The sequence below is a fragment of the Bradyrhizobium sp. genome, from assembly GCF_049519115.1.
GTDB lineage: Bacteria > Pseudomonadota > Alphaproteobacteria > Rhizobiales > Xanthobacteraceae > Bradyrhizobium.
In genome coordinates, this window is the sequence record NZ_JBEKRB010000032.1 from 33,597 (window position 1) to 46,986 (window position 13,390).

Below are 13,390 nucleotides of genomic sequence, written 5' to 3' on the forward strand. Positions count from 1 at the left end.
GACGCTTGCCCGAACAGCCCCACCAGCTGATCAATTGATCAAATGACGTCAGAGGACACGCTGCCGGGCTGCCCCTTCTGAACGGCGGAGGGCGAAACGCCGAAGCATTTCCGGAATACGCGGCTGAAATGCGACGAACTCGAAAATCCCCAGGAGAACGCAACGTCGGTGATCGTCTTACCCCCATGCGCCTCGAGTTCCTGGCGGCAATGCTGCAACCGCGCCCGCCAGATATAGTCGCTGACGGTCATACCCCGTTCGCTGAACAGCATGTGCAGGTAACGCTTGGTGCAGCCGAGCGACGATGAAATCTGGTCGATGCACAGATCCGGATCGCGCAGATGTTCGCGGATGAAGGCCTGCGCCCGTACATACATCGCTTCCGGGCCGGCACGGTCAAACGCCTTGTCGGCCTCCCGCAGCGGCAGCAGCAACAGATCGATCAGCGATTCGGCAACGCCCGCCGCGCTGTTGGCTGAAAGCTTTGCAGCCTCGCCAAAGGCTGCAAGCACGAAATCATGCGCAATGCGGCCGGTGCCCGTCAGAGCCGACAGCTTGCAGGCGGACATCTTGCCAAAGTTGAACCCGCGTTCTCGCAACAGCTCCTTTGGCACAATGACGACTTCGTGCCGGGTCAGCGCGGGGCTGATGATGGTGTGCGGACAGGAAACGTCGTAGGCGAGACAATCGCCAGGTTTGATCTGAATCTGACAGCCATTCTGCTCGAAATACGAAATCCCATAGGTCTGGAACAGGATTTTAACGTAAGGGTGTTCGCTGTTGTGGTTTGCCGAAACGACGTGCGCGATTCGATGCTGGCTAGCCTCGATCTGACACAGCTTCAATTTCGAAACGGTGGTGTAGTTGATCCGCGCCTCCAGCGACGAGGCCTCGAGCGGATCGACGGCGAATTGGCCGCACAGATCGGTCAGTGCATCTGACCAATACTGGATCTGCCTCTTCGGCCCCAGTCCCGCAGTGCTGAGCGAGTGAACTGTGTCAGGCATTTACTGCCACCGATTTGAGGGTAACCGTGCAACGAGTCACGGTAAGGGGACATCCAAGTTGAGGCCAAGTTGAGGCGGCCGCGCGGCACCACTCTTGCTGTCTCGTTCTCAATCCTCTGTCTAAGTTTCCGCGCCGTCAAGGAGAACCTCCGATAGAGATCCGCTTCGGCAAACATTTGGTGCTCCGCAACATTGAAGCTGGAACTCTATCTTCGGCACGAGTAAGCGAAAAAATTTATCGCGTTTCGCTTACGAGCAAACCGGTTTCACTCTTGGGCAAGTTTGAACCTTTCGAAGCAGATACGCATGGAGGTTAACAAGACCTCGAAATTGGGCCGCGTCCCGCGGAAACCAAGGCTCTAAACTGGGAGGAACTACGATGCGAAAAGTGCTATTCGCGACCGGTCTCGGTGCCATGGCGGCATTCGCCGCAGGAAGCGCTGGAGCCAACGATCAACTGAACCGGCTATCGCAAAATCCGGCCGAATGGGCGATGCCGACTGGCGATTATGCCAACACCCGCTTCTCCAAGCTCAAGCAGATCAACGCTTCCAATGTCGGCAAATTGCAGGTCGCCTGGACCTTCTCGACCGGCGTGCTGCGTGGCCATGAAGGTGGGCCGCTCATCATCGATAACATGATGTACGTTCACACCCCCTTCCCCAACAAGGTCTACGCTCTTGACCTTTCCAACGACAACAAGATCGTCTGGAGCTATGAGCCGAAGCAGGATCCGAACGTCATTCCGGTGATGTGCTGCGACACCGTCAATCGCGGTCTGGCGTATGCTGACGGCAAGGTCTTCCTGCATCAGGCCGATGACAAGCTGGTCGCCCTTAACGCAAAGAACGGCAATGTCGAGTGGTCGATAGCCAACGGCGATCCGAGCAAAGGACAAACCGGCACCTCGGCGCCGATGGTCGTCAAGGACAAGGTTCTGGTCGGCACATCCGGCGGCGAATTCGGCGTCCAGTGCAGTATGACCGCCTATAACGTCAAGGACGGAAAGCAGGCCTGGAAAGCCTACTCCGAAGGCCCGGACGACCAGATCTTGCTCGACCCCGAGAAGACAACGGCGCTCGGCAAGCCGGTGGGCAAGGATTCGAGCCTGAAGACCTGGGAAGGCGATCAGTGGAAGATCGGCGGCGGCTGCACGTGGGGCTGGCTCGCTTATGACCCGGCGCTGGACCTCGTTTATTACGGCTCGGGCAATCCTTCGACCTGGAATCCGAAGCAGCGCCCCGGCGACAACAAATGGTCGATGACCATTTTCGCCCGCAATCCCGATAACGGCATGGCGAAGTGGGTCTATCAAATGACGCCCCACGACGAGTGGGACTATGACGGCGTCAACGAAATGATCCTCACGGATCAGTCGATCGACGGAAAAGCACGCAAGCTGCTGACTCATTTCGATCGTAACGGCATCGGCTACACGCTTGACCGCGCCTCCGGCGAACTACTGGTCGCGCAGAAGTTCGACCCGAAGGTCAACTGGACTTCCGGCGTCGACATGAACAAGAACTCGCCGACCTATGGCCGGCCCAAGGTGCTTGACGAATATTCGACCGACAAACAGGGCGAGGATCACAACAACAAGGGCATCTGCCCGGCCGCGCTCGGCTCCAAGGACGAGCAGCCAGCAGCCTACTCGCCCGACACGCAGCTGTTCTATGTTCCGACCAACCACGTCTGCATGGACTACGAACCGTTCAAGGTGAGCTACACCGCCGGTCAGCCCTATGTGGGTGCGACGCTGTCGATGTATCCGCCTCCCGGCGAAACCAACATGGGCAACTTCATTGCCTGGGACGGCAAGACGGGCAAGATCGTCTGGTCGAACAAGGAACAGTTCTCGGTCTGGTCAGGCGCACTCGCGACCGCCGGCGGCGTCGTGTTCTACGGAACGCTGGAAGGTTATCTGAAAGCGGTCGACGCCAAGACGGGCAAGGAGCTTTACAAGTTCAAGACTCCGTCCGGCATCATCGGCAACGTCACCACCTACGAGCATGGCGGTAAGCAATATATTGCCGTGCTGTCCGGTGTCGGCGGGTGGGCAGGTATTGGCCTCGCGGCCGGCCTGACTGACCCAAGCGCAGGTCTTGGTGCCGTCGGCGGTTACGCGGCACTGAGCAACTACACCGCGCTCGGCGGGGCACTCACCGTGTTCACGCTGCCGCAGCAATGAGCTGAAAGACCTCGTTCCGGTGCGTGGGTTCGTCCCGCGCACCGGATAACTTCGCATCGATAGCCGAGGACAAGCTCTTGCGTATCATTAGCCTTGCGACCGCAGCGATCGTGTTGATCGCTGCTGGAGGGATGGCTTTCGCCGACGGTTCGGGCGATCCCGCCGCGGTGAAATCCGAAAACGGAAAGTATCTCGATAAAGAGGGAAACCCTACTTACAAGATCCAGGCTGACGGCACCGTCGATTGGTACACCTATTCGGGATACCGCCGGTATCACTCCGAATGCCACGTCTGCCATGGGCCTGACGGCATGGGATCGAGTTACGCGCCGGCCCTCAAGGACTCGCTGAAGACGATGAGCTACGGCGAATTCCTCGCCACGGTGGCGAGCGGCCGCAAGAACGTCAATTCGGCGCAGGAAAACGTCATGCCGGCATTCGGCAACAATCCGAATGTGACCTGCTACCTCGACGATCTATACGTCTACCTGAGAGCTCGCGCGAACGACGCATTGGCACGCGTGCGTCCGGCGAAACATGAAGATAAATCCCCTGCCTACACCAAGGCCGAGGACTCCTGCATGGCCACCAAGAACTGAGCCATTCGATCTGAGCTAAACAGGATAAGACCATGAAGACACGCGCCGCCGTCGCTTTCGAAGCCAAGAAGCCGCTGGAAATCGTCGAGCTCGATCTGGAAGGGCCGAAAGCGGGCGAGGTCCTGGTTGAAATCAAGGCGACCGGCATTTGCCACACGGATGCCTACACGCTCGATGGCTTCGACAGCGAAGGACTGTTTCCATCGATCCTGGGCCATGAGGGTGCTGGCATCGTGCGCGAAGTCGGCGCCGGCGTGACCTCGGTGAAACCGGGTGACCACGTCATCCCGCTCTACACGCCCGAATGCCGCCAGTGCAAAAGCTGCCTGAGCCAGAAGACGAATCTGTGCACGGCAATTCGCGCCACCCAGGGCAAAGGCGTAATGCCGGATGGCACCTCGCGCTTCAGCTACAAGGGCAAGACCATCTATCATTACATGGGCTGCTCGACTTTCTCGAACTTCACCGTGCTGCCGGAAATCGCAGTCGCGAAAATCCGCGAAGACGCCCCTTTCGACAAGAGTTGCTATATCGGTTGCGGCGTCACGACCGGCGTCGGCGCCGTGGTCAACACCGCCAAGGTAACGCCGGGCGCCAATGTCGTCGTATTCGGTCTCGGCGGCATTGGGCTCAATGTCATCCAGGGCGCCAAGATGGTCGGCGCCAACAAAATCATCGGCGTCGACGTCAACGATTCCAAGGAAGACTGGGGCCGCAGGTTCGGCATGACGGACTTCGTCAATCCGAAGAAGCTCACGGGCGATATCGTACCGCACCTGGTGACGCTCACGGACGGCGGCGCCGATTTCACCTTCGATTGCACCGGCAATACCACCGTGATGCGGCAGGCACTCGAAGCCTGTCACCGTGGCTGGGGCGTATCCGTGGTGATCGGCGTGGCCGAATCCGGCAAGGAAATCGCCACCCGGCCGTTCCAGCTTGTCACCGGCCGCGTCTGGAAAGGTACCGCCTTCGGCGGCGCCCGCGGCCGCACCGACGTACCGAAAATCGTCGACTGGTACATGGACGGAAAGATTCAGATCGACCCGATGATCACCCACACCCTCAAGCTCGAGGAAATCAACAAAGGGTTCGATCTGATGCACGAAGGTAAATCGATCCGATCGGTCGTCGTTTACTGACGGAATTTTCAAACGCAAGGAGGATAGGCCCATGAACGTTCATATCCATCCCTCGGTCGACAACGGTGTGAAGAAAGGCTCAGGCCACTTTGCCGGCGGGGTTCTCGTCTGCAAATGCAAAGACAAGCAGGTCAAGGTCGGCATCAAGGGTGACGTCGCGCACAACCACGCTTGCGGCTGTACCCAATGCTGGAAACCGGAGGGCGCTGTTTTCTCGGTCGTCGCCGTGGTGCCGCGCGAGAATGTCACCGTGCTGGAGAACGGCGATAAGCTTCAAATCGTCGATGCCTCGAAGACCATCCAGAGGCACGCCTGCAAGGTGTGCGGCACACACATGTATGGCCGCATCGAAAACAAGGGGCACCCGTTCTACGGCCTCGACTTCATTCATCCCGAGCTGTTTCAGGAATCGGGGTCAGCGGCTCCGGGGTTTGCGGCATTCGTTTCCTCGGTCATCGAGTCCGGCGTCAAACCGGAGCAGATGGACGCCATCCGGGGCCGACTCAAGGAATTGGGCCTTGAACCCTACGACTGCCTGTCTCCGGCGCTCATGGATGCGATCGCCAGCCACGTGGCAAAATCAAAGGCGGCTTGAGCCGCCGGCGAAGCAAAATTCGCGCGGCATCTTTTCGGCCTGCGCGAGGCTTACGACGAAACCGGTCTTTGCCCTTCATTGGCCGGAAAATAAGGACGGGTCTTAATTCCAGCCTCCTCCCGGGCCCGTACTGAGGGCCTCGCCTGCCACTTTTGCGGGCGAGGCCGCCTTTCGCTGAACGGACGTGCCTCCGTACCTGTACGGGAGGGAAGTTTTGTGCGTCCGCCGTTTGGCATGAACGCTGCATGGCAACATCCGCCGGATTTCTTTGGACGGAGACTCCATGCTCGTTACTCTCGTGGCGCTATTGTGCAACGGCCAAATCTGCCTGGAAAAGGTCGTCACCAACAGTGATCAGTCCAGCATCTCCATGATGGATTGCCAGGTTCATGCCCAAGTGGGTATCGCAGAGTGGCTTCAAAATGGACCCTACCGGGAGTGGCGGGTCGAAAGCTACAAGTGCGTGCTGGGCAAATACATTCCAAAAGGCCAAGCTTAGGCAAAATCTCGATATGATAACGTGACGCAATCCACGCGAAGCCTGTTTTCAACACACCGAGACGCTGTCTGATTTTCAGGCGAGCGCGGTCATCTAGAGCCCGTCTGCTTCGACTTGCCGCACCCTGCGTCTGACGCATGGCTGCGTGAAAAAGCCGAGACTCCACCGGGCTCGACAGGTGTTGGCGTTGCGCTAATTTCTCCCGCAATGACGTGGCGACGGCCAAAGGCCGCATGACCCGTCGTCACGGGAGGATTTTCATGAAAACGATAGCGGCCGCGGCCGTCATGGTTATGCTCGGCGGTGCCGCATCGGCACAGACGCTCGACGATCTCAAGAACGACGGCAAGAACCCCGACAACGTGCTGACCTATGGCATGGGCTATAGTCTCAACCGCTATAGCCCGCTCAAAGAGATCGACAAGGCGACGGTCAAACGCCTGGTGCCGATCTGGAATCTCAGCCTCGACAACCCGTGGGGCGAGCAGGCGCAGCCGCTGGTGCTCGACGGTGCCGGAGACGCCGCGTATCGTGTGCTGTGGTGTCTCCAACAAGGGCGCTGCGATCCTCAACGGCAAGCTCTACCGCACCACGCTCGATGCCCATGTCGTCGCGCTCGACATGAAAACCGGCAAGGAGATCTGGAACGAGAAGGTGGCCGAGTGGAAGGAAGGCTATTCCATGACGGTCGCGCCGCTGATCGCCGACAACGTGCTGATCACCGGCATTTCCGGCGCGGAGTTCGGCATTCGCGGTTTCATCGACGGTTGGGACCCGGAAACCGGCAAACATCTGTGGCGCCGCTACACGATTCCCGCGCGCGGCGAACCCGGCAACGAGACCTGGCCGCAGGATACCGACGCCTGGAAGACTGGCGGCGGTTCGAGCTGGATCACCGGCTCCTACGATCCCGACCTTGACCTGACCTATTGGGGCACGGGCAATCCGGCGCCCTGGTCATCGCAATCGCGACCCGGCGACAACCTTTTCACTGCCTCGGTGCTGGCGATGCGCCCGAAGACCGGCGAGGTCGTCTGGCACTACCAGTTCACGCCGAACGACCAATACGATTACGACGGCAACTGGGAAATGATCCTGGGCCAACTCGACGTCGACGGCGCAAAACGCAAGGTGCTGATGCAGCTCAACCGCAACGGCTTTCTCTATGTGATCGACCGGGCCAGCGGCCAATTGATTTCCGCCAAGCCGTTCGAGCGGGTGAATTGGGCCAGCGGCGTCGACATGAAAACCGGACGTCCGATCGAAACCGACGTCGCCAGGAAACTGCGCGCCGGAGAACGGGTCGAGATCTGGCCGACCCAGCGCGGCGCCAAGAACTGGCCGCATGCCGCGTTCAACCCCGAGACTGGGCTGCTCTATGCCAACACCATGCACTCGGCGCGCTTGTTCAAGCAGCTACCGACTGGACCTTACGTGCCGGGACAACGTTATATGTTCGTGGAAAATCTCCCGTCCAAGCAGCCTGAGGGCGAGCCGATCGGTCATGTCGACGCGATCGAACCGCTGACTGCCAAGCAGGTGTGGCGCGCGCCGCTCTGGGACCATCCGCAGTGGTCAGCGATCGTGGCCACCGGCGGCGGATTGCTGTTCACTGGTAAGGAAACCGGCGAATTCGTCGCCATCGACGCAGCGGACGGCAAGACGCTCTGGAAGTTCCAGACCGGCTCCGGCATCAACTCGCAGCCGATTACCTACACCTACAAGGGCCGGCAATACGTCACCGTGCTGTCGGGATTGGGCGGCGTGTACGCGAACCAGGCGCGCGAGGCGCTTAAGGACGTGCCGCCCGGCGGCTCGGTGTGGACCTTCGCCCTGATGCCGGATTGAGAGCGCGAGTTTCCGACTCCTCTTCGCGATGCGCTCCACAAGGTTTCAGGCATGACAGGACAGACGACTAGTGCCCACTTTCCGAAGTTCGTGTTACATCTCAGCAATCAGCTTTCACGAACTTCGGAAAGTCATGGGCACTAGCAAACCCATGATTCTAATGCCGCTTGTCCATTTGAAGTTTCTGAACGGAATTCGCGGCTTGTGATGCAGAAACTTCAAATAGGCGGCACTAGCATAAGTCTCGCGGCGGCAGTTGCGCTGTGGTGCGCGACGGCCGCCGCCCAAGATCAAAGCTTTTCTCCGCAGCAGATCGCAACCGGGGCCGAAATCTTCGCCCGCAACTGTTCCCCTTGCCACGGAGCGCGGATGCTGGACCCGGAAGGCGCGTTCGACCTGCGCAAGTTTCCGCCCGGCGAGCACGATCGTTTCGTGCGATCGGTGACCAACGGCAAAAGCCAGATGCCGGCGTGGGGCGACCTGCTCCAGAGCGATGACATCGAGGCACTGTGGGCCTACGTCACCATGGGCGAGAAAAAATAAAGCGCGGTCTACCGCCACCTTGAATATATCGCAGCGAGCGCGCGGCCGTTCAGCACAGTTCCGGCGCGGCGTCAGCCCATGGTGACGGCGCACGTCCATGCCGCTCGCTCGTCCCTTCATGAACGGCACAAACTCTTCGACACAGTCCTGACTTCTCTAAACAGCATAGCTAAATTTTTTAGCCGGCTGTACGGTGACGGCGACTGGCCGAACGCCAGCACAAAAAATTGGGGAGGCAATAATGCGTCGTCTCGCATGGTGGACGGTCTCGACGTTGGCCGTTTTTTGCTTGTTGATTATCGCGCCGGCACGGGCCACCGATCCCGAGATGGACAAGTTACTTCGAGGCCCGGTCGGCAAGGACTGGGTTACCAACGGCGGCAACCTCACCAACAATCGCTATTCCTCCCTGAAGCAGATCGACACCACCAATGTCGGCAAGCTCAAGGGCGCGTGGATGACCCGACTGAAGGGTTCCGGCGTCGGCGGCAAGTATTCTTTCGAGGCAACGCCTCTCGTGAAGGACGGCGTGATGTACGTCGTTACCGGCAACGATGACGTCTTCGCTCTCAACGCCAAGACCGGCGAGACCGTCTGGGAATACTGGTCCGGTATCGAACAGAACATCTCGACCGTTTGCTGCGGCTGGGTCAATCGCGGCCTCGCGATGGGTGAAGGGCAAATCTACCTCGGCCAGCTCGATGCCAACGTCGTTGCGCTCGACATGAAAACCGGAAAGGTCGCCTGGAAGACGCCGATCGAGAAATGGCAAAACGGCTACGGCATCACCGGCGCGCCACTTTATTACGACGGCATGATCTACAGCGGTATCACCGGCGGCGAGTTCGGCGTCCGCGGCCGGTTGACGGCACTCGATGCCAAAACCGGCGAGATCAAGTGGCGCTGGTTCACCCTGCCCGCTCCGGGCGAGAAAGGCAGCGAGACCTGGCCGGCCGGCACCGATCATGCAATGCGCGGTGGCGCGCCGATCTGGAACACACCGGCCGTCGATCCTGAGCTCGGCCTCCTCTATTTTGCCGTCGGCAATTGCGGGCCGGACTACGACGGTTCGATGCGTGAGGGCGACAATCTGTATTGCACCTCTGTGGTCGCCTTGAACATCAAGACAGGCGAATACGCTTGGCACTTCCAGGAGGTGCACCACGATATCTGGGACTTCGACGCCGCGAGCCCGGTGGTGCTGTTCGATACCACCATCGATGGGCAGCCTCGCAAGGGCGTCGCCCAGGCAGGCCGCACCGGCTGGGTCTACATCCTCGACCGTACCAACGGAAAACCGCTGGTCGGCATCGAGGAGAAGCCGGTGCCACAGGAGCCGCGGCAGAAGACCGCGGCGACGCAGCCGATTCCGGTCGGTGATCCGACCGTGCCGCAGTGCGCCGAGAAGATGCCCGGCTACGACGAGGCGGGCTGCCTCTACACGCCGTTCTGGGAATCCCCGGTTCTGGTTCAGCCTTCTGGTATCGGCGGCACCAACTGGTCGCCCATGCCGTACAGTCCCGATACCGGCTACCTTTATGTGCCGGGAACGGTACGAACCAGCGCCTACACGCGCTTCCCCACCACGTATTCCAAGGGAGTCCGCTACACCGGCGGCGGTCAGGCGGCGCCAATCGGCTCACCCATGAGCGGTACTTTCACCGCCATCGACGCCAAGACCAACAAGATCGCCTGGCAGACCAAGACACCCTATCGCGTCGGTGGCGGCGGCGGCTCGACCGTCACAGCCGGCGGGCTCGTCTTGCGTGGCGAACCCGACGGCAATTTCCTCGCGCTCGATGCGAAGACGGGCCAGGAACTGTTCCGCTTCCAGACCGGATTTGGCGCCGACGCTCCACCCGTCGCCTATGAGGTCGATGGCGAGGAATACATCACGATCGCAACCGGCGGCAACCAGATGCAGGGTAGTGCTTATGGTGACGCCGTTTGGACTTTTTCGCTGACGGGCCAGCTCGGGCCGCTGTGGCCGCCACCGGCGCCGCCGACGATTGCCGGTCCGACCGGGCCAATCGCGGCAGGCGTCGATGCGATCAAGATCGGGGCCGGCAATACCGAGTACAGCTTTTCTCCGGCCCGTACCCGGATCAAGAGCGGCACCACGTTGAGCTTCACCAATGTGGGCGACGTACCGCACGACTCGACCTCGCTGGTGCAGGACAAGAACGGTTGGAGCACAGGTGCGATTTCGAAGGGTGAAACGAAGACGGTCAAATTCGACAAGCCGGGCGTCTACTACTACATCTGCTCGCCGCATCCGTGGATGTACGGTCAGGTAATCGTCGAGTGATCGGTTGTCGAAGCTGAATGCGTCCAACACGCCTTTTCGCGGTCTCCCCGCGAGAAGGCGTTATTTTTCTGGAGTTAATGAGGTGGCGTTGTCCGGTGAAAAGGTGCGTCCAGGCGTTCCGATGGCGCGCGGCTCACGTAGATTGCGGATTTCGCTTGCGCTAGCCTGTATTCTTTTCTCGGCACCCATTGCCGCGAATGAAGCCACCGAACCATCGCCAACAGAGTTGATCGAAGGCCTGTTGTCGGGCCGCGCGCCGGTCGGCGGTCCGTTTGAGCTTACCGATCAAACCGGCCATCGCCGCACCGATTCGGATTTTCGCGGCAAGATCGTCGTACTCTATTTCGGTTATACGTTTTGTCCGGACGTGTGCCCAACCGAGCTTCAATCGATTTCGCTCGCTCTCGACAAGCTTGGCGCCGCAGCCGAGTCCGTGCAGCCTTTGTTCATCACTGTTGATCCGGAACGCGACACGCCTGCACGACTCGCCGATTTCGTCTCGTCGTTTCATCCGCGGCTGATCGGTTTGACCGGTTCGCTGGCCGATATCCGAAAAACGGCGATCGCCTACCGGACGTTCTTTGTGAAAAACGGCGCTTCAACACCGAGCGACTATTCGGTCGACCATACCGGCTTCATCTATCTGGTCGGGAAGGATGGGCGGTATCTCGGCTTCCTGCCGCCAGGCTCCGCGCCTGATGCCATCGCGGACGCCATCCGCGCACGGCTTGGACCCTAGCGTATCATATCGTGGTGGCACTTTTACGAATGTCAGAACCAAAGGGACACTAGCAAATTTATTATTTTCAGTGTGGCAACACTTCCTTTGTCAATTCGGAGACGACGATGCGCAAGAAGCGACCAGCGCCGAGCGAACCGGAACAGGCTGCCGGAAATGGACTCCTTGACCGCCGTCTCTTTCTAACGGGCGGTGCGGCCGCGATCGGAAGCGCCGCGTTGTCGGACACGGCGCGCGCGGCGGAGGTCCCGCCGGTTCAGCTGCTGCCGGTCGAGCCTTGGATGAAAACACCCGGTTCGCCTTTTACCGCTTATGGGCAGCCGTCGAGATACACAAGCAAGGTTGCGCGGGTTTTCGCGAGTGCTCCTGGGACGACCGGCACCGGCACCTCACGCACGCCGCATCATTTGCTCGACGGCATGATTACGCCGAACGGGCTTCATTTCGAGCGCCACCACAACGGTATTCCTGACATCAATCCCGAGGCCCACCGGCTGCTGATCCATGGTCTCGTCAGGCGCCCGCTCATCTTCACGTTCGACGCACTGATGCGCTACCCGATGGAATCCCGCATCGCATTCATCGAGTGTGCCGGCAACAGCGCGTTGCTTTATCAAAAAGACCCGGCCCCGCTCGGCGTCCAGCCGATCCACGGCCTGTTGTCTTGCGCCGAATGGACCGGTGTAAGGCTGGCGACGCTCCTAGAGGAAGCCGGCGTCGACCCTCGTGCGCAGTGGCTCCTTGCCGAAGGCGCCGACGCATCAGGCATGAGCCGCAGCATACCGCTAGCCAAAGCGATGGACGACGCGCTGGTTGCAATCTTCCAGAACGGCGAACCGGTGCGGCCGTCAAACGGTTACCCGATGCGGCTGCTGTTGCCGGGGTATGAAGGCAATATGAATGTCAAATGGCTTCGGCGCATCAAGTTGACCGAAGGACCGACGATGACCAAGGATGAAACCTCGAAATACACGATGCTGCTGAACGATGGAAAATCGTTGCAGTTCTGTTTTGAGCAAGAGGCCAAGTCGGTGATTACGCGCCCCTCGCCGGGCCTGACGATGGGAACGCCAGGCCTGTACGAGATCACGGGTCTCGCCTGGTCCGGCTCTGGACGGATCGCAAAGGTCGAAGTCTCCGCTGACGGCGGCGCAAGCTGGGCATTGGCAGCGCTGCAGGAGCCGGTACTGCCGAAAGCGGTCACGCGGTTCCGCTCGCCCTGGCGGTGGGATGGCGGCGCGGCCACTCTTCAGAGCCGCGCGACCGACGAATCCGGATATGTACAGCCGTCGCGGTCAAAACTCATCGCCGATCGCGGCGCGCGGGCCAACTACCATTTCAACGGGATTGCGAGCTGGGGCGTCGCACAGGGCGGCGAGGTCAAACATGTCTATGCGTAACGCTTTCCTGGTGGCCTGTTTGGCACCCCTTATCGGCTACAGCACCGCGGCCGCTGAAAGCCCCAATCTCGGCAAAGCGGCGAGCCCCGAGGAAATCGCCTCGTGGGACGTCAGCATCGGCCCCGACGGCGCAGGCCTTCCATCCGGGAGTGGAACGGCGCAACAAGGCGAGCAGATCTACCTCGCCAAATGCCTCGCATGTCACGGCGAGAAAGGCTCGGGCAAACCGAACGATCAACTGGTCGGCGGACAGGGATCGCTCGAACCGGGTCACGCGCCGGCCAAGACCATCGGCAGCTTCTGGCCCTACGCCACCACGGTCTTCGACTATGTGCGACGCGCCATGCCGCTGAACGAACCCAAGTCGCTTCGCGATGACGAGGTATATGCGGTGGTTGCCTACATCCTGCAGCTCAACGGCGTCATCGCAGAGAACGAGACGATGGATGCGCAGACACTGCCCGCGGTACGAATGCCAAATCGTGACGGGTTCGTCCGTTTTTCCCGAGGGCGATGATGAGG

Annotated in this window: 12 protein-coding genes; 11 read left to right on the top strand and 1 reads right to left on the bottom strand. The window is 60.1% G+C overall.

The genetic code is table 11. From position 1 onward, the window contains the following. Window positions 1–38 precede the first annotated feature (38 nt). Window positions 39–1,007: a helix-turn-helix domain-containing protein gene (locus ABSE61_RS22360; protein WP_423873312.1), complete on the bottom strand. Its 969-nt coding sequence runs from the start codon at window positions 1,005–1,007 to the stop codon at window positions 39–41. Window positions 1,008–1,386: 379 nt separating this feature from the next. Here ABSE61_RS22360 and xoxF5 point away from each other — a divergent pair, with 379 nt between their 5' ends. From xoxF5 to ABSE61_RS22415, 11 genes are all read left to right on the top strand, one after another. Next, a complete protein-coding gene (xoxF5, locus tag ABSE61_RS22365; RefSeq protein ID WP_423873313.1) occupies window positions 1,387–3,195 on the top strand; it encodes a lanthanide-dependent methanol dehydrogenase XoxF5 in 1,809 nt (602 codons plus the stop codon). Between the two features lie 131 nt (window positions 3,196–3,326). Continuing rightward, the gene (locus tag ABSE61_RS22370) at window positions 3,327–3,794 is read left to right on the top strand and encodes a c-type cytochrome, methanol metabolism-related (RefSeq protein ID WP_423873381.1); all 468 of its coding nucleotides are present in this window, start codon (window positions 3,327–3,329) and stop codon (window positions 3,792–3,794) included. Window positions 3,795–3,826: 32 nt separating this feature from the next. Beyond that, entirely contained in the window at window positions 3,827–4,936 is a 1,110-nt protein-coding gene (locus ABSE61_RS22375) for an S-(hydroxymethyl)glutathione dehydrogenase/class III alcohol dehydrogenase (protein ID WP_423873314.1), read from the top strand. Between the two features lie 31 nt (window positions 4,937–4,967). After that, on the top strand, window positions 4,968–5,531 hold the full coding sequence (gfa, locus tag ABSE61_RS22380) for an S-(hydroxymethyl)glutathione synthase (RefSeq protein ID WP_423873315.1): 564 nt from the start codon (window positions 4,968–4,970) through the stop codon (window positions 5,529–5,531). A gap of 283 nt (window positions 5,532–5,814) precedes the next feature. Then, on the top strand, window positions 5,815–6,030 hold the full coding sequence (locus ABSE61_RS22385) for a hypothetical protein (protein ID WP_423873316.1): 216 nt from the start codon (window positions 5,815–5,817) through the stop codon (window positions 6,028–6,030). Window positions 6,031–6,540: 510 nt separating this feature from the next. Further along, window positions 6,541–7,878 carry a PQQ-dependent dehydrogenase, methanol/ethanol family gene (locus ABSE61_RS22390; RefSeq protein ID WP_423873317.1) on the top strand — a complete coding sequence of 446 codons (1,338 nt, stop codon included), beginning with the start codon at window positions 6,541–6,543 and terminating at the stop codon, window positions 7,876–7,878. A 207-nt stretch (window positions 7,879–8,085) separates the two neighbouring features. Continuing rightward, the gene (locus tag ABSE61_RS22395) at window positions 8,086–8,421 is read left to right on the top strand and encodes a c-type cytochrome (RefSeq protein ID WP_423873318.1); all 336 of its coding nucleotides are present in this window, start codon (window positions 8,086–8,088) and stop codon (window positions 8,419–8,421) included. A 241-nt stretch (window positions 8,422–8,662) separates the two neighbouring features. After that, window positions 8,663–10,729, top strand: coding sequence for an outer membrane protein assembly factor BamB family protein (locus ABSE61_RS22400; RefSeq protein ID WP_423873319.1), 2,067 nt, complete (start codon window positions 8,663–8,665; stop codon window positions 10,727–10,729). Between the two features lie 82 nt (window positions 10,730–10,811). Beyond that, on the top strand, window positions 10,812–11,468 hold the full coding sequence (locus tag ABSE61_RS22405; protein WP_423873320.1) for an SCO family protein: 657 nt from the start codon (window positions 10,812–10,814) through the stop codon (window positions 11,466–11,468). Between the two features lie 107 nt (window positions 11,469–11,575). Next, window positions 11,576–12,868 (top strand): sulfite dehydrogenase, encoded by a 1,293-nt coding sequence (soxC, locus tag ABSE61_RS22410; protein WP_423873321.1) that lies wholly within the window; start codon window positions 11,576–11,578, stop codon window positions 12,866–12,868. Next, window positions 12,855–13,385: a c-type cytochrome gene (locus ABSE61_RS22415; RefSeq protein ID WP_423873322.1), complete on the top strand. Its 531-nt coding sequence runs from the start codon at window positions 12,855–12,857 to the stop codon at window positions 13,383–13,385. The genes soxC and ABSE61_RS22415 overlap by 14 nt, the downstream gene beginning before the upstream one ends. Window positions 13,386–13,390: the final 5 nt, after the last annotated feature.